This window comes from Telluria mixta (genome assembly GCF_029223865.1).
GTDB lineage: Bacteria > Pseudomonadota > Gammaproteobacteria > Burkholderiales > Burkholderiaceae_D > Telluria > Telluria mixta.
In genome coordinates, this window is the sequence record NZ_CP119520.1 from 6793509 (window position 1) to 6816920 (window position 23412).

Genomic DNA, 23412 nt, shown 5'->3' on the forward strand with positions numbered 1-23412 from the left:
GAGGACATGATGCGCCGGCTGATGGCCAAAAAACAGTGCCAAGTTTGATCATTTTTAATGTACCATCGGCCGATGACCACCCTGTCCATCGGCCTCGACCGCGCCAGGAAGACCCCTCTCGCCACGCAGATCTACGCCGCCATCCGTGCCGCCATCGAATCGGGCCAGATCCCGGCCGAGGCGAAACTGCCGTCGTGGCGCGACCTGGCGGCGCAACTGGGCGTATCGCGCGGCACGGTGCGCATCGCCTACGAACGCCTCGTCGACGAGCAGCTCGCGACGAGCTATGGCGCTGCCGGCACCCGGGTCAACGGCCGGCCGGCCACGGCAGTCACGTCCGACCGCGCGCCCGACACTTCACCGATCCCCGAGCTGTTCCACAGCTTCGGCGCGACGCCGCTGCCGTTCCAGATGGGCGTCCCGGCGCAGGATGCGTTCCCTTATAAACTCTGGTCGCGCGTGATGGTGCGCGCGGCCCGGCACACGGCGGCCAGCCCCGTCGGCTACCCCGATCCGCGCGGCGATCCGGACCTGCGGCGCGAAGTCGCGGCCTATCTCGGCATCGCGCGCGGCATCCGCTGCAGCCCGTCCCAGGTGCTGATCACGGCCGGCTTCGCGGGCGCGCTGGGGCTCGTCGTGCGCGCGCTCGCGCTGGAAGGCCAGGGCGCGTGGTTCGAGGATCCGGGTTTTCCGCTGACGCGCACCGCGCTGTCGCTCGCGGGCATGGCGGTGACGGCGGTTCCCGTCGATGCCGACGGGCTGGATGTCGCCGCCGGCATCCGCATGGCGCCGGATGCGCGGCTCGCCGTCGTCACGCCGGGCCAGCAGGCGCCCCTCGGCATGACGATGACGCTCGCGCGCCGCCGCGCCCTGCTCGACTGGGCCGGCGCCAACGACGCCTGGATCGTCGAGGACGACTACCTCAGCGAGCTGCAGCTGGAAGGCCGCGCGGCGCCGGCCCTCGCGTCGCTCGACCAGGGCGGACGCGTGCTGCACATCGGGACGTTCAGCAAGACGATCAGCCCCGCGCTGCGCCTCGGCTTCCTCGTCGTGCCGGCCGAACTGGCGCGCCGGTTCGGCGACGTCGCGGCGTGCCTCGCACCGGCGCCCGGCGCGCCCGTCCAGCGCGCCGTCGCCGACTTCCTGCAGGAGGGCCACTACCTGCGCCATTTGCGCCGCATGAAACGTCTGTATGCGGCGCGGCGCGAAGCCCTGCTGCGCTGCCTGCGCAAGGAGGCCGCCGATGTGCTGGAGGTGCAGGCGACGGCCGGCATGGCCGTCGTCACGCGCCTGCGCACCGGGACGTCCGACGTCGATTTGGCCGCGCGCGCCCTGCAGGCCGGCCTCGCACCCGTGCCGCTGTCGCCGTGGTATGTGCATACGCCAGCCACGTCCGGCCTGCTGCTGGGCGTGACCAACGTCGACGGGCGCCGGCTCGTGGCCGATTGCCGCCGGCTGGCCGGGCTTGCCGCCATGCCAAAATAATCTACCGGTTGACGCTTTTAACAATTGACAAGCTGTTGTGCCGTAAGAAATACTTTTCGGCATGATAGAACTGAGTGCCATCCGCAAGACCTACCGCCTGGGCGGCAGCGACATCCATGCCCTCGACGGCATCGACCTGCACGTGGCGCGCGGTGAATTCGTCGCCGTGATGGGGCCGTCCGGCTCCGGCAAGTCGACCCTGCTGAACGTGCTGGGCGGCCTGGATCGCCCGGACAGCGGCCGCTACCGCCTGGCGCAGGACGAGATCAGCGCCCTCGACGACGATGCCGCGTCCGACGTGCGCAACCGCCGCATCGGTTTCGTGTTCCAGTCCTTTCATCTGCTACCGCGCCTGACCGTGCTGGAGAACGTGCTCCTGCCGCAGCGCTATGCGCGCCAGCCCGACCCGCAGGCGCCCGACCGGGCACGCGCCCTGCTGGAGCGCATCGGCCTCGGCCAGCGCCTCGACCACCTGCCCGGCCAGTTGTCCGGCGGCCAGCTGCAGCGTGCCGCCATCGCGCGCGCGCTGCTGAACGAGCCGGACCTGCTGCTGGCCGACGAGCCGACCGGCAACCTCGATTCCAACAGTGCGGCCGACGTGATGGCCCTGCTGCGCGAACTGCATGCGGGCGGCCAGACGCTCGTGATGGTCACGCACGATCCGGCCATCGCCGCAAGCGCGCAACGCACGATCCACCTGCGCGACGGCCGCGTCGCCGCCCAGCCATGAAGCGCCTCGTCCCGCTGCTGGCGTTCGTCGCCATGGCCGCCACGGCCTCGGACACACGCCCCGTTCTTATCTCCGGCGAAGTGGAAGCCCTGGATTCGCAGACGATCTTCGTGCCGCCGTCGAACACGTCGCCGATCGTCATCCGCAACTTCCTTCCCGAGGGCGCGCCGGTCAGGAAGGGCGACGTCGTGCTGCGGATCGACTCGGCCAGCACGACCAATATCGACCAGCTCCGGATGGACCGCGAGCGCGCCCGCGCGAAGACCGACAGCGAGACGGCCACCCTGGAAGTCGCGGCCATCGAGGCGGAAAAAGCGCTGGTCAACGCCCAGGCCGCGCTGGACAAGGCGAAGGTCGACGCGGCGCTGCCGAAGCAGCAGATCACGGCGCTGGACTACGACCGCTACCAGGCGGAACTGGGCCGCGCCACACGGGACCTCGCGATCAAGCAGGACAGCCTCAAGAACGCCCGCGCGGCCGTCGCCCGCCGCAAGGAAGACGGCGCGCTCGAAGTGAAAAAACTGCAGATCAACGAGGCGTTCCAGCTCGCCCAGCTGGCGCAGTCGGAAGTGCGCGCCACGCGCGACGGCATCGTCGTCCACGGCTACAGCCCGTTCAACGGCGAGCGCATGGACGAGGGCTCCACGGCCTGGCCGGGCAACGCGGCCGGCACGGTGCTGGGCGACGGCCGCATGGTCGTCACGGCCTGGGTGCTGGAAGCGGACCGCCCGTATCTGCGTGACGGCCAGGCCGTCAACGTGCGCTTCGACGCGCTGCCGGGCGTCGTCGTGACCGGGAAGCTGGCCGGCATCACGAGTGCGCCGGAAGCGCGGCCGCGCTGGGGGCTCGGCCGCTATTTCCGGGCGCGCATCGCCCTGCCGGACGACCACGGCCTGCCGCTCGTCGCGGGCATGAGCGTGCTGGTCGAACCGCTGGCGCCCGGCGCCGCGGCTGCGGGCGTCCGGCAGGCGAAGGCCGCCGCCCCCGCCGCGCTGGCGATCGAAGGCGAGATCGCGTCGCGCCGGACCATGCCCGTGTCGCCGCCGACCATCTCGTATGTCTGGAATTACAAGCTGGCGTTCCTCGCGCCGGAAGGGACGATGGTGCAGGCCGGGCAGCCCATCGCCGTGTTCGAATCCACGGAGGTGATGAACCAGCTGATCTCGCTGCAAGGCACGCTGAAGGAACGCGAGCGGGCGCTGGACAAGCTGCAGCTGGACCAGGCCGAGGCCGACCGCGCCGGCGTGCTGGCGCAGGCCGAGGCGCAAAGCAATGCCGACAAGGCCGCGCGCAAGGCCACCATGCCGAAGGAACTCATCCGCCGCGTCGACTACGACAAGCTCGTGATCGACCGCGTCGAAAAGGCCCAGCTGGCGAAGCTGATGCAGGCCCAGTACGAGGCGCAGCGGCGCGCGCGCCAGGCCGAGCGCGCCGGCCTGCAGTCCGACGTGGCGCAGTTGCGGGCAAAGATCGCCGCCCTGGTCAAGGGCCAGGCGGCGTTGACCGTCGTGGCGCCGCGGCGGGGACTGGTCCTGCACCGTATCGGCTTCAACGGCGAGAAGTTCGCCATCGGCAGCCAGGTCTTTGTCGGCCTGTCGGTCGCAACCCTGGCCGATCCGGACCAGCTGGGCGTCAACGCCCGGGTGCCGGAAGCGCAGGCCGCCGGCGTACAGGTGGGCCAGGCGGCACGCGTCGTCGTGGCCGGCACGCGGCAGACACTGGCCGCGCACGTGACCGGTCTGGGACGCGCCTTCCACGGCAAATCGGCGGCGCAGGCGGCCGTCGTGCGCGACGTGCAGCTCGAATTCGACACGCCCGCGAAAGACCTCAAGCCCGGGGCCGCCGTCCAGGTGGACCTGCTGCCGGGCGCCCCCCGCCGCATCGCCGGACTTCGACCATGAGACTTCCGATGCTGCGCCCATATACATTCGCCGCCGCGCTGGCGGCCCTGCTGTCCGGTTGCGGCGGCGTATCGTCGCCGGCCGGCGGCCCCGTCGAAACGCTGGCGCCGCGCGCGTGGACCGAAACCCTGGAAGCGGACGGCGAGATCCAGGCCGCCGCCAACACGCCGCTGGCGGTGCCGGGCAGCGGCTGGTCCAGCCGCGTGCTGGTGGACATGGTCCCGGACGGCAGCAGCGTCACGAAAGGCCAGGTCGTGGCCCGCTTCGACGCCCCGCAGGCACGCGCGGAACTGTCGCAGGCCGACATCGAACTGCTGCGCAAGACGCTGGCAGAGGAAGCCAACCGCCAGAACGCGGCCGTCGAGAAAGGCGTGCTGGCCGGCGACCGCGCGCGCGTCGAGGACGACCTGGGCCTGTCGCGCCGCTATGCGGGCGTCGACCTGTCCGTCTTCGCCCGCAACACGATCCTCGATGCGCTGGCCGACGTCGGTTTCCTCACGAAGAAGAGAACGTACCTGGACTGGAAGGGCAGCCAGGTCCAGGCGCGCGCCGCCGCGCAGGACGCCGTGCTGCACTCGCAGCGCGACAGCGTGGCGCAGAACGCGGCGCAGCAGCGCAGGAGCCTGGACGCGCTGGAACTGGTGGCGCCGCACGACGGCGTGTTCCTGCTGGCCGCGCGCTGGGACGGCGCCAAGCCCCAGGTCGGCGCCAACCAGATGGCGGGCGAGCCGTTCGGCGCCCTGCCCGACCTCGACAAGCTCGTCGCCCACTTCAGCGTGGCCGAGGGCCAGGCCTACGGACTCAAGCCGGGCCTGCCGGTGCGCGTGCGCCTGGCCGGCACGGGCACAGAACTGGACCTCACCGTGACGCGGGTCGGCAGCAGCGCCGGCGTCATTTCGCCCGAGTCGCCCGTCAAGTACAGCGATTTCGACGCCGCCATCGGCACCGAGACGGCGCGCAAACTGGGGCTGAAGCCCGGTCAGGCGCTGCACGGCACCGTGCACCTCGTGACGAAGGCGGCGGCGCTGACGGTGCCGAACATCGCGCTCGTGCAGGATGGCGCCGCCTACGCCGTGTACACGGCCGACGGGGGCCGCACCGTGAAGCACAAGGTCGAACTGGGCCGGCGCGGCCCGGTACGCAGCGAAATCAGGAGCGGTCTCGCTTCCGGCGCGCATGTCGTGCTTCTTCCTCCGAACGTGCTCCTTCCCCCGAAAGACAAGACATGAACCGTGCCCTCCTGCTCGAAGCCGTCGCCGAACTGAAGCGCCGCAAACTGCGCACCGGCCTCACCCTGCTGGGCATGATCTTCGGCGTGGGCGCCATCGTCGCGATGCTGGCCGTGGGCGAAGGAAGCCGGCGCGAGGCGCTGCGCCTCGTCGCGGAACTGGGTCTCAACAACGTCATCGTCGAAAGCAAGGGCATCGACGCCGAGCAGTTGAAGGACGTCCGTACCCGCTCCCTGGGCCTGTCCGCGGCCGACGCGGCGGCGGCGCTGTCCGTCGTACCCGGCGCGCAGTCGGTCGCGCTGAAAAAGGAAATCAAGGTCGATCAGCTGATCGTCGACGACCGCGTCGTGAGCGGGCGCGCGTTCGCCGTGTCGCCGGCGTATGCGGAACACGGCGCCCTGCAGCTCAAGGCCGGCCGCTGGCTCCTGCCTGCCGACGGCGCGACCCTGGCCCCCGTCTGCGTGCTGGGCGCGCGCCTGGCGCAGACGCTGTTCGGCGCGGCGCCGGCCGTCGGGCAGCGCGTCAAGGTCAACCACGTGTGGCTGCAGGTGGTGGGCGTGCTGGCCGACCGCACGCCCAGCAAGGCGGAGTTCGAAGGCGTCAAGCTGGGCCTGGACGACGAGCGCCTGTTCGTGCCGTGGGAAACGGCACGCGCGCGCTTCGGTTTCCGCCGCATCGAGGACGAAGTGGACGGCATCAGCGTGCGCCTGGACGCCCAGGTCGCGCCGGACGACGCGGCGCGCGTGCTGCAGGCGGTCATCCACCAGCGGCACGGCGGCGTCGACGACACGAACCTCATCGTGCCCATGGGCCTGTACCGCCAGAACCAGCAGACGCAGCGCATCTTCACCATCGTCATGAGTTCGATCGCGGCCGTGTCGCTGCTGGTGGGCGGCATCGGCATCATGAACATCATGCTGGCCAACGTGCTGGAGCGGCGGCGCGAAGTGGGCCTGAAGCGCGCACTGGGTGCGCGCCGCCGCGACGTGGTGGAACAGTTCCTGGCCGAGGCGCTCGTGATCGCGGTCAGCGGCGCCCTGCTCGGCCTCGTACTGGGCGGCGTCGCGGCCTACAGCATCGCCGCGCTGGCCGGGTGGTCGGTGGCGTGGTCGCCTGTGAGCCTGCTGCTGGCCGTACTGGCATGCGTGGCGGTCGGGCTCGCGTTCGGCGTCTACCCGGCGCGCCAGGCGGCCGCGCTGGATCCCATCGCCGCGCTGCGCAGCGACGGCTGACGGTCACTTCGCGGCGCCGCCGTCGACCAGGCGCCCGAAGCGCGCACGCAGGGTCGCGTTCAGCGCGGCGAAGGTCGCCATCGGAGACGTCAGCGACACGCTCACCATCTGGCCGCGCGCGACGCCGAAGCAGGACGCCATGCCGACATTGTTCACGGTGCTGTCGTTGCAGACCGGTTTGGCCGACGAGGTCTTGCTGGGCAGCGGCATCACCATGATGCCGAGGGACGGCGACGCCCCGACGCGCGGCGTGATCGTGCACATGTCGGCGTGCTGCTCGGGCACCTGACCCTTGGCCGGCACGGTCTTGTGTTCGACCTTCATGACGGCATCGCCGAGGGAGAGCGCCGCGAGCGTTTCCTGGTCGACCAGGCTGCACGGCGCGGGAGCGGCCCAGGCGGCCGCGGGAAAAAGGCAGGACACCAGCATGACTGCGAGTGGGTGATGGCGCATATCGGCCCCGTATCGATGGATGAATGAAAAGCGTCCCGGCCGGACTGGCCGGACGGGACGCGACACGACGCGTTTATACGTGGGTGCACCCGTTCATGCAGGAATTGAACGCCTGGGTTTTCACGTTCTGCGCCTGCTGTTCCGCGTACGCGGGCACGCCGGCCAGGCAGGCATTCTTCGCCGCCGGATCCGCCAGGCTGTTGCAGTAATTCGTTTGCGCCTGCGTGTAATACGCTTTCGACTGGTTATAGGCATTCTCCGCGTTCTGCGTGCACGTGGGCAGGCATTGCTCCCAGGTGGCGGCATAGGCGGTCGAGACGACCAGCGCCACGGCGGCGCCAAGCGCCAGGGATTTAAAAGGCATTCTGGACAGGAATTTCATATGACTGCACTCCTTCAAATGTCAAATGTTGACGTTCTTGAGCTGCCGGAAATCCGAAATTACGGCGAGGCCCTGCAGCTCCGCATGCACTCGTTGTACACGTAGCTGTAGACACCCTGAGCCTGCTGCTCCGCGTACCCCGGCACGCTGGCCAGGCAGGCGGATCGGGCGTTCGGGTCCGCCAGCCCGTTGCAGTAATTGGTCTGCTGCGTCGTGTAATACGATTTCGCCGAGGCATAGGCGTCCTGCGCGTATCGGGTACACGCACCATTGCAGACTTCGTAGCTCGCCGCGAAAGCGGTGGAAACCATCATCGCGCCTGCGAGGGCGAGGAGCTTGAACGACATGCCGGGAGAGATTTTCATACGGGTCGACTCCTGAAAAAAATTCAAAGGAACACCACAACGGTTGTCATCGGATGCTGCGACTCCGGCGCCGGAAAATCCCTGCCTTATGCATCCGAATCATATCGATCCTAATCAGCCGCATATCCCGCGACAATGTTAAATTCCTCAACACTTATAATGAAATCGATCAAAACAGAAATGCGATATGCGGCGGAGATAATTGAAAAGATAAAGACGTCATCATCCCTCCCGAAAGGACATTTCTCACACATTTACACGGATCGGATAGAAGCGGGAATTCGGGATCTGCCGCATTGCACGGCGGAGAAACACAGGTGGGGCAAGACGGACGCGCCGGCCGCGGCCGGCGCTGTGGGTGCAGGTCAATCCATGTGGAACACGGGCTCCATCATCGCCCAGTGCTCGCCTTCGGCGCGGCTGGCCAGCGGCACCTGGCACGGGCTGCAGAACGTCCACCAGCGCTGCGTTTCCGGGTCGGCCGCGATATGCGCCATGTCGGCGGCGAAATCCGTACCGTGGTATTCCCAATAGCCGAACATCAGGTTTTCCGGCTCACGCAGGAAAATCGTGTAATTGCGCACATTGGCTTCCGTAAGACGGGCCAGCACCTGCGGCCACACGGCCGCGTGCAGCGCTTTGTATTCCGCGATCTTTTCCGGCACGATGCCGATGACCATTCCCATTCTTTGCATGTAGAGCTCCTCAGTCGATACGGTAGAAACGCAGGGCATTCAGCCCGAACACGGCAAGCCGGTCGGCACCGGACAGACCCTCCAGCAGGGACGCGCAGGCGCCGAGCCAGCGCGCATAATCGGCGGCCAGGTTCAACACCGGCCAGTCGCTGCCCCAGATCAGGCGGCGCGGCCCGAAGCAGTCGAGCAGGTGGTCAACGTACGGCCGCAGGCGGTCGACGTCCCAGCCGGCGCCTGCTTCGGTGACGAGTCCGGACAGCTTGCAGCTCACCTGCGGCAGTGCGGCCAGCCGCGCGATGTCGGTCCGCCACGGCTCCAGCGTGCCTTCCGCGACGAGCGGCTTGGCGCCGTGGTCGATCACGATGGGCAGGTCCGGATGGCGTACCGCGAACGCATGCAGGGCGGGCAGATGGCGCGGCAGCACCAGCGCGTCGAAGCTGAGGCCATGGCGCAGCATCGCGTCGACGGCAGGCGCCAGCGCCGCGTCGGCTATCCAGTTGTCGTCCTCGAGGTCCTGCAGCATGGGCCGCAAGCCTTTGAGCAGGGAGTCCCCCGCGAGCGCGGCGATCCGCGCCGGCGCGTCGGGCGCCTTCAGGTCCACCCAGCCGACCACGCCGCCGATGAAGGTGTGCGCGCGGGCCAGGCCGAGCATGAAGCGCGTGTCGTCCTCGTTGGGCATCGACTGCACGAGCACCGTCTTCGCGACGCGGTGCTGCGCGAGCAGCGGCGCCAGGTCGGCGGGGAAGAAATCGCGGTAGATGGCGGCCAGGTCCGGCGGCGGCCATGCGCCGTTGCGGTCGGCCAGCCGCCAGAAGTGTTGATGGGCGTCGACGAGCATCATGCTTCCTCCCGCGCCCGCGGGAGCGTCAGCCCGGGTGCGCCTTCATTTCCCTGACACGGATCGATTGCAGCAGGGTGCTGCGTGCGGAACTCAGGTGGACGCGCATCGCCTCGCGCGCGCCCGCGACGTCGCGCCGCGCCAGCGCGCGCAGGATGTCCAGGTGCTCGTGCACCGCGTACTCGTTGCGCACCATTTCCTGCGACTTGTCCCACTGGTAGTGGTAGTGGAACACGAGCGACACGAGGTCGAAGAAGCCCTGCGCGAAGCGGTTGTCCAGTTGCCCCATCAGGAACGCGTGGAAATCGCGGTCGAGCGCCGGAAAATCCTTGTGGTGCGTCGGCATGACGGACCCCAGCTGCTCGTGCCGCGCGATCAGTTGCTGCAGTTCCGCGAAGGCCGGCGAATCCGGCGGCAGCGCGGCGAAGCGGTCGATCGCGGCGAACTCGAACATCTGGCGCACGTCGGCCAGCTCCATCGCGAACGAGCGGTCGAACGCGCACAGGCGCCAGCCCCCGCGCGGCTTCTTTTCGATCAGGCCCGAATGCGAGAAGCCGATCAGGAATTCGCGCACGCTGATCGTGCTCGTGCCGGCCGCGCGCGCCAGCTCCGTCTCCGAGAACTCGGCGCCGGGCGGCAGGTCGCTGTGATAGATGCGCTCCATCAGCACTTCGCGGATGCGGTCGGCGCCCGTGCGCAGCTCGTCCAGGTCGAAGTAATCCGTGCGGACGGGCTTGCGCAGCAGCCGGCGTTCCTTCAGGTCGCTGATCAGGCCGCACTCGTGAAAGTGCGCCAGCGCGCTGCGGATCGCCGTGCGGCTGCCCTCGCCCAGTTCGGCCATGTGCTGCTCGGTCGGCAGCGGTTCGCCGACCCTTACGTGGTCGGCAATGTATTGGAGCAGCAGGTTCGCACTGCGCTTGAAGATGGTCGGAGGTCGGGCCATGAAGTCCGGAATCGAGAACGCCGGGTGGACAATCCCCCATTCTACCGGAACTCGCCGCCGCGCTGGGAAGCGGCATCATTCACACCTCGACGATGGCCTTGATCACGCCGCTGGCCGGGTCCATCCAGCGCGGCAGCGTGTCGATGAACTCGTCCAGCGTGGCGCGGTGCGTGTTCATCGCCCGCGTCGGCACCAGCCCGGCCTTCATGGCCGCGAGCACCTCGCGGAAATCGTCCACGGTCGCGTTGCGGCTGCCGAGCAGGGTCGTCTCGCGTTTGTGGAATTCCGGGTCGGCGAACGAAATCCGTTCCGGCACGATCGACACGAGGACGTACGTGCCGCCGTGGGCGACGAAATCCAGGCCCCGCTCCATCGCCTTGATGTTGCCGGTGGCGTCGAACACGGCGTCGAAGAAGTCGCCGCCCGTGATCTCGCGCAGCGCGTCGAGGTCGCCCTCGCCCGCCGTCACCGTGTGCGCGACCTTCAGCACGTCGCGGCAGAAGCCGAGGCGGTCCGCGCGCGCGTCGAGCACCGTCACCTGCGCGCCCTTCAGCGCCGCGAACAGGGCGACGGCCACGCCGATCGGCCCCGCCCGACGACCAGCACGCGCTGCCCCTCGGTCACGGCGCCGCGGCGGACCGCATGCATGCCGATGGCGAGGAATTCCAGCATCGCGGCATCGTCGAGCGAGATGCCTTCCGTCTTGAGGACGAACTGCGCCGGGACCGTGAGGTACTCGGCCATGCCGCCGTCACGGTGCACGCCCAGCACCTGGATGCGCGTGCAGCAATTCGTCTTGCCCTTGCGGCAGGCGACGCAGTCGCCGCACGACAGGTACGGCATCACGAACACCTCGTCGCCCGGCGCGAGGCCGGAGCCCGCTGGCGCCGTGGCCACTTCGCCGGACAGCTCGTGCCCCATCACGCGCGGATACGCGAGGAACGGCTGCGTGCCGCGGAAAATATGCATGTCCGTGCCGCACACGCCGATACGCCGTACGCGCAGCAGCACTTCGCCCGGACCGGCCTCCGGCACGGGCTTGAAGCCCAGCTGCAGGTCGCCGGGGGATTCGCATACCACGCACTTCATCTGACTCATGTTGTCGCCTTTCGTTTTGTATTCTATAAATTTAAAACATTTATAGCTGCAAAGCAAACGAAAACCGCTATCAGCACGTATGAAATTGCGCAGCCGGCGCGAGCGCGCCGGCGGAAAGGCTCAGGCCAGGCAGTCCGGCCCGATGTCGCGCACGGATTGCACGCCCGTCAGGACCATGCTGGTCCGGATGTCTTTTTCGAGGATGGCGAGCAGGTTGCGCACGCCGGCCGCGCCGCCCGTCGCGAGCGCGTAGATGAACGCGCGGCCGATCAGGACGCCGTCCGCGCCCAGCGCCAGCAGCCGGACGACGTCCAGGCCCGTGCGCACGCCGGAATCGGCGAAGATCGTCAGGTCGCCCTTCACCGCCGCCGCGATGGACGGCAGCGCCTTCGCCGTGGACAGTGCGCCGTCCAGCTGGCGCCCGCCGTGGTTCGAGACGACGATGCCGTCCGCGCCGAACGCCTTCGCGTCGCGCGCGTCGTCGGCGTCGAGGATGCCCTTGATGACCATGGGGCCCTGCCATTCGTCGCGGATCCATTGCAGGTCGCTCCAGCTGATGCCCGGATCGAAGTTGGCGGCCAGCCAGCCGATGTAGTCCGCGAGGCCCGTCGCGTGGCCGCGGTAGGCGGAGATGTTGCCCAGGTCGTGCGGCCGGCCGAACAGGCCCACGTCGAAGGCCCAGCGCGGATGCAGCATCGCCTGCAGCACGCGGCGCAGCGGGCCGTGGCGGCCGCTCATGCCGGAATGGGCGTCGCGGTAGCGTGCGCCCGGCACCGGCATGTCGACGGTGAACACGAGCGTATCGATGTTCAGCTCGCGCGCGCGGCGCAGGTAGTCGCGCATGAAGCCGCGGTCCTTCAGTACGTACAGCTGGCACCACAGCGGCTGCGACGATTCCGCCGCCACCTCGGCCAGCGGGCACACGGAGACGGTCGACTGGATGAACGGGATATTGCGTTCCGCCGCCACCCGCGCCGCCTGCACCTCGCCGCGGCGCGCGTACATGCCCGCGAGGCCGATCGGGGCCAGCGCCAGCGGCAGGCCGCGCTTCACGCCGAACCACTCGGTCGACAGATCGAGGGTTTCGGAACCCTTCAGCACGCGCTGGCGCAGGCTCACGGCCTGCAGATCGTCCACGTTGTGGCGCAACGTCGACTCGGTGCCGGAGCCGCCGTCGAGATAATGGAACAGGAACGGCGGCAAACGGCGGCGCGCCGCCTCGCGATAGTCGGTGGCGGAAGAAATGATCATCGAGCGGCTTTATGTGTTCAGGGTGATGAAGCCGCCGTCGATCGGATAATCGGTTCCGGTGATGAAGGCAGCCTCTTTGCTGCACAAGTATAGCGCGAGCGCCGCCACTTCGTCCGGCCTGGCCATGCGGCCGATCGGCTGCGTCTTCGACAGCTGCTCGAACATCTCCGCTTCGCGGCCCGGATAATTCCGCGCGAGGAAGCCGTCCACGAACGGCGTGTGCACGCGGCCCGGAGAAATCGAATTGCAGCGGATCCCGTCCTGCAGGTAGTCTTTCGCGACCGACAGCGTCATCGCCATCACGGCGCCCTTCGCCGTGGAATACGCGAAGCGCTCCTTGATGCCCACCCACGCGGCCACGGACGCCATGTTGAGGATGACGCCGCCGCCGTTCGCGCGCAGTTGCGGGATCGCGGCGTGCAGGCAGTTGTAGACGCCCTTGACGTTCACGCTCATGACGCGGTCGAAGTCCTCTTCGCTCGTCGTGTCGGCCTTGCCGATGTGGGCGATGCCGGCGTTGTTGACGAGGATGTCGAACGGGCCGATCGTTGCCATCAGCGCTTCCACGTCGGCCTGGCGCGACACGTCGCAGGCGTGCGAGGTGACGCGGCCGGCCTCTTCCCGGATCTCGCGCACCACCTGCACGCAGGCGGCGTCGTTCAGGTCGACCACGTGGACATGCGCCCCCTGGCGCGCGAACAGCTGGGCGATCGCCTTGCCGATGCCGCTGCCGCCGCCAGTGACGACGGCGGTCTTGTCATTCAGTTCAAACACGTTTCGTGACTCCCATGGAAGATGCCGTGGCGGTGCGCGCATCCCGGCTGTCCTGCAGCAGGCAGGCGCGCGCGAACCAGGCGATGACGACGAAGCACAGCAGCGGCACCGCATAGCCGTACTGCACGTTGTGCGTCACGTCGCTGACGTAGCCGAACAGCAGCGGCAGCAACGCGCCGCCCACGATAGCCATGATGATCAGGCCGCTGCCCATGTCGGCGTGATGGCCGGCGCCCTGCAGGCCCAGCGAGAAAATGGTGGGGAACATGATCGACATGAAGAACGCGATGCCGATCACCGCCGCGAGGCTGGCGACGCCCTGCGCCACCATCGCCACCGCCGCCAGCGCCATGCAGGCCAGCGCGTACATCCACAGCAGCCGGGCCGGCGCCACGACGCGCATCAGGCCCGTGCCGACGAAGCGGCCCACCATGAACGCCATGCCGCAGCCCCACCCGAGGTAGTCCGCCGCCGTCACCGGCGACACGCCCGCCGACCGGGTGGCGTACAGGATGAAGAAGCTGAACACGCACACCTGCGCGCCCACGTAGAAAAACTGGGCGATCGCGCCGCGGCGGATCGACGGCACGGCCAGCGCCTCGCCGAGCGAACTCTTGGCCGGCGCGTTGTCCGACCGGCCGCCGACTTCCGGCAGTTTCAGGAACCAGAACACGACGGCGATGGCGAGGATGACGAGCCCCAGCATCATGTACGGCCCCTTCACGCTGGCCGCTTCCGCCGCCAGCGCCGCCTGGCGCGCCGCTTCCGGCATCGCGGCGAGCTGCGCGTCGTCGGCGCCGTGCACGAGGATCAGGCGCGCGCCGATGATCGGCGCCAGGGTGGCGGCCAGGCCGTTGAACGACTGGGCCAGGTTGATGCGCTGGGCCGCGCGGTCCGGCCGGCCCAGCAGCGTCACATACGGATTGGCCGCCGTTTCCAGGATCGTCAGGCCGCACGCGATGGTGAACAGCGCGGCCAGGAACACCACGTACTGCTGCGTGTTCGCGGCCGGGATGAACATCATAGAGCCGGTCGCGAACAGCAGCAGGCCGCAGATGATCGCCGCCTTGTACCCTGCCCGGCGGATCAGCAGGCCCGCCGGCAGCGCCATCACGAAGTAGGCGATGAACACGGCCGAATCCACCAGCGCCGACTGCAGCACCGTCAGGCTGAACGAACGCCGCAGGTGCGGGATCAGGATCGGGTCGAGATTGTGGACGAACCCCCACATGAAAAACAGTGTGGTGATCATCACGAGGGAAAACCGGTACTGCCGCGTCGAGGGGTCCGTCATGTCTGCAAAGTCTCCGTGCTGGCGCTCGTGCGCCTTTTTTGATGAGAAACGATCAGCCGTCGATCAGTGCCTCGTTCCAGGCGTGGACGGTCTGTTCCTGCTCGCCCAGCCCTTCGATGCCGAGGCGCATGCGGTCGCCCGGTTCCAGGTAGACCGGATCCGGCTTCTGGCCGAGGCCCACGCCCGGCGGGGTGCCGGTGCTGATCACGTCGCCCGGCTGCAGCGTCATGAAACGGCTGATGTAGCTGACCAGGTGCGCGACGGTGAACACCATCGTGCGGGTGTTGCCCGTCTGGTAGCGTTTGCCGTTCACTTCCAGCCACATGTCCAGGTTCTGCGGATCCGGCACTTCGTCGGTCGTCACGAGCCACGGACCGACGGGGCCGAACGTGTCGCAGCCCTTGCCCTTGTCCCACTGGCCGCCCCGCTCCAGCTGGTATTCGCGCTCGGACAGGTCGTTCACGACGCAATAGCCGGCCACGTAATCGAGGGCGCTGGCTTCGTCGACGTAGCGCGCGCGCTTGCCGATGACGACGCCGAGCTCCACTTCCCAGTCGCTCTTGACCGAACCGCGCGGCAGCACGACGGCGTCGTTGCAGCCGATGATCGAACTGGTCGCCTTCGTGAACAACACCGGCTCGGCGGGAACGGCCATGCCCGATTCGGCCGCGTGGTCCGAGTAGTTCAGGCCCACGCAAATCAGCTTACCGATGTCGGCGACGACGGGTGCGTAGCGGACCGGCTGCTCCACGACGGGCAGGCGGCTCGGGTCGACGTCGGACAGGCGCGCGATCGCGCCGGCGGCCAGCTGGGCCGAGGTCAGGTCGGGCAGCACGCCGGACAGGTCGCGGATCACGCCGTCGGCGTCCATCAGGCCAGGTTTCTCGGCGCCCTTCGGGCCGAATCGCAGCAGTTTCATGGTATTCCTTTGGTACGGTGATATGAAAAGATCAAGCGGAAGATCAAGTCGACGGCACTGGCGCGGCCGGGTCCAGCAGGCCCGCATCCTTGAGCGCGGTCCACAGGCCCGCCGGCAGCGGCTGGGAAAACCAGTGCGCGTTGCGGCGCAGCTGGTCGATGTTCTGGGCGCCGGGGATGCACGACACGACGGCCGGATGCGCCATCGGGAATTGCAGCGCGGCGGCCTGCAAAGGCGCGTCGAAGTCGCGGCAGACGGCGGCAATGGCGCGCACCCGCTCGACGACGGCCGCCGGGGCCTCCTCGTAATTGAATTTGTTCGTGCCCGCCAGGATGCCGGAGTTGAACGGGCCGCCGATCACGACGTCCGTCCCGTCGCGCGCGCAACGGTCCATCAGCGGGCCCAGGGAAGCCTGCTCCAGCAGGGTGTAGCGCCCGGCCAGCAGCACGCAGTCGAGCGCGCACACGTCCAGCGCGTCGGCGATCACTTCCCACTCGTTGACGCCGAGGCCGAATCCCTTGATCGCACCTTCGTCGCGCAACTGCTCGAGCGCGCGGAAGCCGCCGCCGTCGCCCAGCTGCTTCCAGTAGTGCGCATGGCGGTCGCCGTGGGTGACGCGGCCGATGTCGTGCACGTACAGCATGTCCACGCGGTCCAGGCCGAGGCGCTGCAGGCTGTCCTCGTACGAGCGCATGACGCCGTCGTACGTGTAGTCGTAATGGGGCCGGAACGGCAGCGGCGCCGCCCACCCGCATTCGCCCGGGCGCACGGCCGGATCGGGCCACATCAGGCGGCCGACCTTGGTGCTGATCATGTAGTCGCCGCGCGGCCGCGCGCGCAGCGCGGCGCCGAGGCGGTGTTCGGACAGGGTAAAACCGTAGTATGGCGCGGTGTCGAAATAGCGGATGCCGAGGTCCCAGGCGGCGTCGACGAGCGCGTACGCGTCCGCTTCCGTCATCGGGTCGTACAGGCCGCCCAGTTGCGCGCAGCCGAGGCCCAGTCTGGAGACGTTCATGTCACGCCACCTTCAACGGCAGGCAGCGCGGCCCGATCGGCTCGAACTGCTTGTACGTGAGGATGAATTCCTGGTGGCCCAGGTCTTCCGATTTCGTGCACTCGCCGTTCGCCACGCGGGCGACGAGGCCGACGATTTCGTCGCCGACTTCCTCGATGCTCGCATGGCCCGTCAGGATGCGGCCCGCGTTGACGTCCATGTCGTCCGCCAGGCGTTCATACGTCGCCGGGTTCGCGCACACCTTGATGACGGGAGAAATGGCCGAGCCGACCACGGACCCGCGGCCCGTCGTGAACAGGGTCACGTGCGCGCCACACGCGATCAGTTCCACGATCTCGGCATTGTCGGAGATGTTCGGGAAACCGAAGCGCGGCTCGCCGTCCGGCACCACGTCCAGCAGGTACAGGCCGCCGGTGGGCGGCTGGTCGCCCGGCTTGATGATGCCGCTGATCGGCGACGCGCCGCTTTTCGCGTATGCGCCCAGCGATTTTTCTTCCAGCGTCGTCAGGCCGCCGTCCGCATTGCCCGGCGCGAAACTGCCGTGGCCCATGATCGTGTAGTAGCGCGACGCCTTCTCGACCGTCTTGACGATCTCGTCGCCCAGTTCCGGCGTGACGGCGCGGCGCTTCATGTGGAATTCGCAGCCGACCAGTTCACCGGTCTCCTCGAACACGCAGGCGCTGCCCGCCGCGATCAGGCGGTCGAACGCCGCGCCGACGGCCGGATTGGCCGTGATGCCGCTCGTGCTGTCGGAACCGCCGCAGATCGTCGCCACGACCAGTTCGTCGAGGCGCATCGGCACGCGCTCCTGGCGCGCCAGGTCCTCGACGGCCCACTGCACCCATTCGACGCCGCTCTTCACGCCGGAACGCGTGCCGCCGACGTCCTGGATCGTGACCGTGTGGACGGGCCGTCCGCTGTCGGCCACGGCTTGCGCCACGCCGTTCTTGTCGAAGCTCTCGCAGCCGAGCGACACGAGCAGCGCCGCGCCCACGTTCGGGTGCGTGAGCACGCGGCGCATGATCGTGTCGGCGTATTCGTTGGGGTAGCAGCCCGGGAAGCCGATCAGGTGCACGGGCTGGCCGGGGAAGGCATTCACGATCAGTCGCGCGACGTGGTGCGCGCATTCGACGAGATAGGCGACGACGACGACGTTGCGGATGCCCTTGCGCCCGTCCGCGCGCGGATAGCCGGCCAGGTCGGCCAGGGCGATGTCGGTGGAGGTGGTCATGGTGCTTTGTTTCCGATGAAATGGTGGCCGTCTTCATCCAGCGTGAAGGTCGGGATGTAGTCGCTTTCGAGGTTATGCGTGTGGATGTGCGCGCCGATGGCGACGGGCACCGTGGCCGTGCCGATGATGGCGCCGTAGCGCAGGACCTTGTCGCCGGGGGCCAGGTCGTGCCGTGCGACCTTGTGGCCCAGGCGGACGTCGCCGGGGAGCGCCACCTCGCGGCCGTCGATGACGACCGTGGCGCCGGCCTTGAGGTCGACGCGCGCGATGAGGCAGTTATCCTCGCGCGACATGAGCAGCAGGCTGCCCGCCTGCGCTGGGGTGGTGCTGGACATGACGATCCTTTACGGCTGACTTGAACGATGACGCGTCAATTGTATTCTATAAATTCAAAACATACGACTGTTTGCCATGGTGCGCCGCAACATCGCGAGGTTGGGCTTCTTCTAGGCTTCCGCCGCTGCCCGGGCCAGCGCCACGAACGCATCCACGAGCGGGCCGCCGCCCTCGGCGTGGCGCGCGAGCAGCATCGCGGTGGTGGCATCCGGGTCGGCGAGCGGCCGGTAGACGACGCCGTCCATGTGGATGCCTTCGAATGAGCTGGGCAGCACGGAGATGCCGCAACCGGCGGCGACGAGGCCGATGATCGTCGACGGCTCGCCCGCCTCCATCGCGATCTGCGGCACGAAGCCGGCAGCGCGGCACAGGTCGAAGATCTGGTGGTAGATGCCCGTGCCCGTCTTTTCGGGGAAGACGACGAACGCCTGGTCGGCCAGCTCCTTCACCGCGATCTTCTTTTGCCGCGCCAGCGGCGAGTCGGCAGGCAGCACGAGCCGCAGCGGATCCTGGCGCAGCATCGTCAGCGCCACCGTGCGCGGCAGCGGCATGGGCCCCGGCCGCACGAAGCCCACGTCCAGTTCGCGCGCCTCGATCTTCGCCAGCTGCGGCTGCGTGGGGATTTCGTGGAACGTCAGCCGCACGCCCGGATACTGCTGGCGGTAGCGCCGCACGACCCGGGCGAACAGCGGCGTGAACGGCGTGGAAAACGTGAACCCGACGCGCAGCTCGCCCGTTTCGCCCAGGTGGGCGCGGCGCGCCGTCTCCTTGGCCTGCTCGCCCAGCGCCAGCATGCGCCGCGCGTCGGCGAGGAACACCCGCCCCGCTTCCGTCAGCAGCACGCGCCGCTTGTTGCGCTCGAACAGCCGGGCGCCGATCTCGTGTTCCAGCGCCTGGATCTGCTGGCTCAGTGGCGGCTGGCCGATGTGCAGCCGCTCGGCGGCGCGCGTAAAGCTCAGCTCCTCCGCCACGGCCACGAAGTAACGCAGGTGCCTGAGTTCCATCTTATATTTTTAAACGATAAGTAACGCCACAAATATATATTGGACGGTCGTATCCGGCAATCCTAGGATGGGGCCATGACGAATCGTACCAACCGCGCCCTGTTCTTCGGCGGCTTTTCCTGCTTCGCCCTGCTGTATTGCGTGCAGCCGCTGATGCCCCTGCTGGCGCACGATTTCGGGCTCACGCCCGCGCAGAGCAGCCTGTCGCTGTCGCTCTCGACAGGTGCGCTGGCCGTGTCGCTGCTGTTCTCGTCCGTCCTGTCCGACCGGCTGGGCCGCAAGACGATGATGGTTGTCGCGCTGGTCGTCGCCGCGCTGATGACGCTGCTGGCCGCGGGCGCCCGTACGTACCCGCAGCTGCTGGCGGCGCGCACGCTGCTGGGCCTCGCGCTGGGCGGCATGCCCGCCGTCGCGATGGCCTATCTGAGCGAGGAGATCGAGCCGGCGTCGCTCGGCGTGTCGATGGGCCTGTACATCAGCGGCAATGCATTCGGCGGCATGGTCGGCCGCGTGCTGGCGGCCGTGCTGTCCGACTTCGTGTCGTGGCGCGCCGCGTTCGCCGTGATGGGCGTCGCGGGCCTGCTGGCGGCCTGGGAATTCTGGCGCAGCCTGCCGGTGTCGCGCAACTTCCGGCCGTCGTCGGGCGGCGTGCCGGCGCTGCTGCACGGCCTGCGCGGCCATTTCGGCGACGGCGGCCTGCCCTGGCTGTTCGCCCTGTCGTTCCTGCTGATGGGCTGTTTCGTGAGCGCCTATAACGTGATCGGCTTCCGGCTGCTGAGCGCACCGTTCGGGCTGCGCCAGAGCGTGGTGGGCGGCATCTCCCTGCTGTATTTGCTGGGCATCTTCAGTTCCGTGTGGGCCGGCCGCCGCGCCGACCGCCTGGGCCGGCGCCACGTGCTGTGGACAGTGATGGGCACGATGCTCGCGGGCCTGCTGCTGACCCTCGCCCACAACGTCGCCGTCATCGTGGCCGGCATGGCGGTCTTCACGTTCGGCTTCTTCGCGTCGCATTCGATCGCCAGCAGCTGGGTGGGCCGGCGCGCCCGCACGCAGCAGGCGCTTGCCTCCGCGCTGTACCTGTGCTTTTATTATCTCGGCTCGAGCGTCGTCGGCTGGCTGTGCGGCGTGTTGTGGGAACACGGCGGCTGGGGCGGTGTCGTGGCGCTGCTGGGCGTATTGCTCGGCGCCGCCCTGCTGATCGCGCTGCGCCTGCGCCGGCTGGAACCCGTGGGGCAGGCGCTGGCGCCCGCTTGACCATGCCGTGCGCCGCGGGACGCAACCCGGTGCGGAAAATACACCAATGCGCGGCGTCGTCCGGTGCGATAGTGGCAACGCTTTCGACCATCCTGGAGACACCATGCAGCTCTACCACATGCGCGGCGCCTGTTCGCTGGCCGACCTGATCGTTCTCGGCTGGCTCGGCGTGCCGCACGAGATCGTGCCGATGACGCTCGACTCGATCAAGTCGCCGGACTACCTGGCGCTCAATCCGGGCGGGAACGTGCCGCTGCTCGTGCACGACGCTTTCGCCCTGACGGAAAACGTCGCCATCCTCGGCTACCTGGCCGACCTCCACCCGCACGCGCAACTGGCGGGCGACGGCACGCCGCGCGGCCGGGCCGAGGTCATGCGCTGGCTGGCCTTCCTCAACTCCGACGTCCACAAGGCCTTCAAGCCCCTGTTCGCGCCGGCGCGCTTCCTCGACGAACGCGACCTGGACGAAGCGCTGGCAATCAACGCGTGCCGCCATGTCCGGACCTACCTCGAACGGCTCGACGGCGAGCTCGCTGACCGCGACTGGCTCGCGGGACACCGCTCGATCGCCGATCCCTACCTGTACGTCGTGCTGCGCTGGGCGCACGCGAAAGGCGTCGACATGGCGGGCCTGGATGCGCTGGCGGCGTTCCACGAGCGCATGTCGCTCGACCCGGCCGTCCGCCAGGCGCTGCGCGCCGAGGAAGACTGACGCCGGAGGAGAGAACCGTGCATATCGGCAGATCCTACGGACTGTTCGAGTTCCTGCACTGGACCCGGCGCCGGATCTACCCGCTCGCGGCCGTCGCCGGCGCGGTGGTGGCGCTGCACCAGCTGGGCGGCTGGCACGGGTTGTCCGTGCCGTGGCCCGTGCTCGCGCTGCTGGGCACGGCCGCGTCGTTCATCGTCGGGTTCAAGAACTCGCAAAGCTACGGCCGCACAGTCGAAGCGCAACAGATCTGGTCGTCGATCACGGCGGCCAGCCGCTACTGGGGCCTGCTCTGCCGCGACTTTCCCACCGACGAGCATGCCGTCCACGACCTCGTCGCCAGGCACCTGGCCTGGCTGACCGCCGTCCGTTACCAGCTGCGCGCGCCCCGCGTCTGGGAAGCGGCCGCGTCCGCGCAGAATGCCGAGTACCAGGAACGTACGTTCGTCGTGGCGGAACACAGCGTGCCGCTCGGGACCGAACTTGCCCGATACCTGCCGCCGGACGCCGTCGCGCAACTGCTGGCCGGCGACGACATTCCGGGGGCGCTGATATCCACGCAAAGTCGCGCCATCCGCGACCTGTTCCGCAAGCAGGCGCTGCAGATGCTGCAATACGCGGAGATGCAGAAAACGCTGAAGGACCTGATCGACCAGCATGCGCGCGCCCAGCGCATCAAGAATTTTCCGTATCCCCGCCAGTACGCGATCGTCAATTCGCTGTTCGTCTGGCTGTTCGCGCTGCTGCTTCCGGTAGGCACGGTCGGGAAATTCGCGCGCCTTGGCGCGCAGGCCGCATGGCTCGCCATCCCCTTCAGCGTGCTGATCGGCTGGATGTACCTGGCGCTCGACCAGGTCGGCGAAAGCACGGAGAATCCGTTCGAAGGCAGTGCCAACGACGTCCCGATCACGTACCTGGCGCGGTCGATCGAGCACGAACTGAGTGCGCTGCATGGCCTGGCACACGACCGGACGTCGCCACCGCCGGGTGGCCACATCCTGCTCTAGCCGGTATCGGCACGCAACATGGCTTATCATGATGCACCGGCCACGCAGGCCCCATTCCGAGCATCCTATTCGCCATTCGCCGTTCGACATGCACGAGTTTTACAACCGCACCCTGATCGTTTTCCTGTGCATGCTGGCCGCAAGTGTTTTACTGGTGTTGTTCTGCATCGATCGCGCCCATGTATCGACACCCCTGCAGGAATTGGGCGATCGCGACATCTCATGGCACGTCCAGCCCGATGCCGATGTGGGCGAACGTGGCAGATCCGTCATGGAGATTCGCGAAACGAGTCCGACGCTGCGTCTCGCATTCACGGTATCGCCGCTGACGCCACATCCGCATGCCGCGGTCGATATGCTGTTCGACGATGGAAACGGCAAACAGGTATGGCACGACCTGACGAAATATGCGACGGCGTCATTCATCGTGAAATGCGTGCCGGCCAATACTCTGACGCTGACGATTCCGACATTCGATCCGACGACGTCCCGGCGCGACGATATGGTGAGTTATCGGATCATGTCGGCATTCTTCAAATGCAATGAAAAACCGTCCCGGGTCGTGATCGATCTCACGCGCATGGAAACCCAGCAATGGTGGTTCGACAGGTTTAAAACGGATTTATCGAGCCATCATTACCGGCTCGACCAGGTGCCGAAATTCGCGTTCGGGAGCACTCTTCAAAGTCCGATGGATACGCATTCCGAAGTCGACATTCGTGAACTCGAGCTGAATGGCCGCGATTATCGTTATCCGGTCGTTACCGCGCTTGTTCTCGTTGTCGGTTGGGCGATATTCGGGGTGTGGTTTTTCCGCGCCCACACCCGGGCCCTCGTCGCGCACCTCAATTCCCGGATGCAGAGGGATTTGCCGCTGATCGCTTATCAGCAATTATCGATGGAACCGCATCGCGACAAGGAAAAAGCGGCCATTTTGCGGCATATGGCGTTGCATTATACGGATCCGGACCTCGATGTCGAATCGATGGCCAGGGAAGTCGGTGTAACGCGCGGAAAGATCAACGACGTATTGAAGAGCGAATTCGGCTTCACGTTCAGCGGTTATCTGAACAAATTGCGCCTGACGGAAGCGGCGCGGCTGCTGTCCGAAAAAGAATCCGCCACCGTCGCGGAAATCGCCTATTCGGTCGGGTACAGCAACGTTTCCTACTTCAACAAGCTGTTCAAGGAAGAGTACGGCTCCACACCGAAGGCGTTCCGGGCCGTGACGCGCGCCTAGCAGGGGCCTCGTTCTAACACTTTTGGC

Annotated in this window: 23 protein-coding genes and 1 pseudogene; 9 read left to right on the top strand and 15 right to left on the bottom strand. The window is 67.7% G+C overall.

Annotated elements, in window-relative coordinates; translation table 11 throughout:
* The first annotated feature begins 72 nt into the window (after window positions 1-72).
* The 5 genes from pdxR (at window position 73) to P0M04_RS29865 (ending at window position 6577) form a co-directional block, all read left to right on the top strand.
* Complete coding sequence (gene pdxR, locus P0M04_RS29845) at window positions 73-1485, top strand: MocR-like pyridoxine biosynthesis transcription factor PdxR (RefSeq protein WP_259450173.1); 1413 nt, start codon at window positions 73-75, stop codon at window positions 1483-1485.
* A gap of 61 nt (window positions 1486-1546) precedes the next feature.
* Complete coding sequence (locus tag P0M04_RS29850; RefSeq protein ID WP_259450174.1) at window positions 1547-2215, top strand: ABC transporter ATP-binding protein; 669 nt, start codon at window positions 1547-1549, stop codon at window positions 2213-2215.
* A complete protein-coding gene (locus P0M04_RS29855) occupies window positions 2212-4116 on the top strand; it encodes an HlyD family secretion protein (protein WP_259450175.1) in 1905 nt (634 codons plus the stop codon). Before P0M04_RS29850 ends, P0M04_RS29855 begins: the two co-directional genes overlap by 4 nt.
* Before the next feature lie 8 nt (window positions 4117-4124).
* Window positions 4125-5345 carry an efflux RND transporter periplasmic adaptor subunit gene (locus P0M04_RS29860; RefSeq protein ID WP_259450176.1) on the top strand — a complete coding sequence of 407 codons (1221 nt, stop codon included), beginning with the start codon at window positions 4125-4127 and terminating at the stop codon, window positions 5343-5345.
* Window positions 5342-6577 (top strand): ABC transporter permease, encoded by a 1236-nt coding sequence (locus P0M04_RS29865; protein ID WP_259450177.1) that lies wholly within the window; start codon window positions 5342-5344, stop codon window positions 6575-6577. Before P0M04_RS29860 ends, P0M04_RS29865 begins: the two co-directional genes overlap by 4 nt.
* A gap of 3 nt (window positions 6578-6580) precedes the next feature.
* Here P0M04_RS29865 and P0M04_RS29870 read toward each other — a convergent pair whose 3' ends face one another.
* The 15 genes and pseudogenes from P0M04_RS29870 to P0M04_RS29940 all read right to left on the bottom strand — a co-directional run bounded on the left by P0M04_RS29870 (window position 6581) and on the right by P0M04_RS29940 (window position 19175).
* Window positions 6581-7030 (bottom strand): hypothetical protein, encoded by a 450-nt coding sequence (locus P0M04_RS29870; RefSeq protein ID WP_259450178.1) that lies wholly within the window; start codon window positions 7028-7030, stop codon window positions 6581-6583.
* 73 nt (window positions 7031-7103) lie between these two features.
* Window positions 7104-7394, bottom strand: coding sequence for a hypothetical protein (locus P0M04_RS29875; RefSeq protein ID WP_259450179.1), 291 nt, complete (start codon window positions 7392-7394; stop codon window positions 7104-7106).
* Between the two features lie 77 nt (window positions 7395-7471).
* Complete coding sequence (locus P0M04_RS29880) at window positions 7472-7777, bottom strand: hypothetical protein (protein ID WP_259450180.1); 306 nt, start codon at window positions 7775-7777, stop codon at window positions 7472-7474.
* A 365-nt stretch (window positions 7778-8142) separates the two neighbouring features.
* Complete coding sequence (locus tag P0M04_RS29885; RefSeq protein WP_259450181.1) at window positions 8143-8472, bottom strand: L-rhamnose mutarotase; 330 nt, start codon at window positions 8470-8472, stop codon at window positions 8143-8145.
* A 10-nt stretch (window positions 8473-8482) separates the two neighbouring features.
* Entirely contained in the window at window positions 8483-9313 is an 831-nt protein-coding gene (locus P0M04_RS29890) for an amidohydrolase family protein (protein ID WP_259450182.1), read from the bottom strand.
* A 25-nt stretch (window positions 9314-9338) separates the two neighbouring features.
* On the bottom strand, window positions 9339-10253 hold the full coding sequence (locus P0M04_RS29895) for a GntR family transcriptional regulator (protein WP_259450183.1): 915 nt from the start codon (window positions 10251-10253) through the stop codon (window positions 9339-9341).
* A gap of 79 nt (window positions 10254-10332) precedes the next feature.
* A pseudogene (locus P0M04_RS29900) lies at window positions 10333-11342 on the bottom strand (zinc-binding alcohol dehydrogenase family protein).
* A gap of 129 nt (window positions 11343-11471) precedes the next feature.
* Complete coding sequence (gene lldD / locus P0M04_RS29905; protein WP_259450184.1) at window positions 11472-12602, bottom strand: FMN-dependent L-lactate dehydrogenase LldD; 1131 nt, start codon at window positions 12600-12602, stop codon at window positions 11472-11474.
* Between the two features lie 9 nt (window positions 12603-12611).
* Window positions 12612-13376, bottom strand: a complete 765-nt coding sequence (locus tag P0M04_RS29910) for an SDR family NAD(P)-dependent oxidoreductase (RefSeq protein WP_259450185.1) — start codon at window positions 13374-13376, stop codon at window positions 12612-12614.
* On the bottom strand, window positions 13369-14670 hold the full coding sequence (gene fucP / locus P0M04_RS29915; protein WP_259450186.1) for an L-fucose:H+ symporter permease: 1302 nt from the start codon (window positions 14668-14670) through the stop codon (window positions 13369-13371). The genes P0M04_RS29910 and fucP overlap by 8 nt, the downstream gene beginning before the upstream one ends.
* A 52-nt stretch (window positions 14671-14722) precedes the next feature.
* A complete protein-coding gene (locus P0M04_RS29920; protein WP_259450187.1) occupies window positions 14723-15589 on the bottom strand; it encodes a fumarylacetoacetate hydrolase family protein in 867 nt (288 codons plus the stop codon).
* A 43-nt stretch (window positions 15590-15632) separates the two neighbouring features.
* Window positions 15633-16604 (bottom strand): aldo/keto reductase, encoded by a 972-nt coding sequence (locus tag P0M04_RS29925; protein ID WP_259450188.1) that lies wholly within the window; start codon window positions 16602-16604, stop codon window positions 15633-15635.
* Between the two features lies 1 nt (window position 16605).
* On the bottom strand, window positions 16606-17835 hold the full coding sequence (locus P0M04_RS29930; protein ID WP_259450189.1) for a UxaA family hydrolase: 1230 nt from the start codon (window positions 17833-17835) through the stop codon (window positions 16606-16608).
* On the bottom strand, window positions 17832-18170 hold the full coding sequence (locus P0M04_RS29935; protein WP_259450190.1) for a UxaA family hydrolase: 339 nt from the start codon (window positions 18168-18170) through the stop codon (window positions 17832-17834). Before P0M04_RS29935 ends, P0M04_RS29930 begins: the two co-directional genes overlap by 4 nt.
* 111 nt (window positions 18171-18281) lie before the next feature.
* Window positions 18282-19175, bottom strand: a complete 894-nt coding sequence (locus P0M04_RS29940; protein WP_259450191.1) for a LysR substrate-binding domain-containing protein — start codon at window positions 19173-19175, stop codon at window positions 18282-18284.
* 75 nt (window positions 19176-19250) lie between these two features.
* On the opposite strand from P0M04_RS29940, the gene P0M04_RS29945 reads away from it, so the two are divergent.
* The 4 genes from P0M04_RS29945 to P0M04_RS29960 all read left to right on the top strand — a co-directional run bounded on the left by P0M04_RS29945 (window position 19251) and on the right by P0M04_RS29960 (window position 23385).
* Window positions 19251-20429, top strand: coding sequence for an MFS transporter (locus tag P0M04_RS29945; protein ID WP_259450192.1), 1179 nt, complete (start codon window positions 19251-19253; stop codon window positions 20427-20429).
* A 103-nt stretch (window positions 20430-20532) separates the two neighbouring features.
* The gene (locus tag P0M04_RS29950; RefSeq protein ID WP_259450193.1) at window positions 20533-21141 is read left to right on the top strand and encodes a glutathione S-transferase family protein; all 609 of its coding nucleotides are present in this window, start codon (window positions 20533-20535) and stop codon (window positions 21139-21141) included.
* A gap of 17 nt (window positions 21142-21158) precedes the next feature.
* The gene (locus P0M04_RS29955; RefSeq protein WP_259450194.1) at window positions 21159-22145 is read left to right on the top strand and encodes a bestrophin family protein; all 987 of its coding nucleotides are present in this window, start codon (window positions 21159-21161) and stop codon (window positions 22143-22145) included.
* Window positions 22146-22233: 88 nt separating this feature from the next.
* Window positions 22234-23385, top strand: a complete 1152-nt coding sequence (locus P0M04_RS29960; RefSeq protein ID WP_259450195.1) for a helix-turn-helix domain-containing protein — start codon at window positions 22234-22236, stop codon at window positions 23383-23385.
* Window positions 23386-23412: the final 27 nt, after the last annotated feature.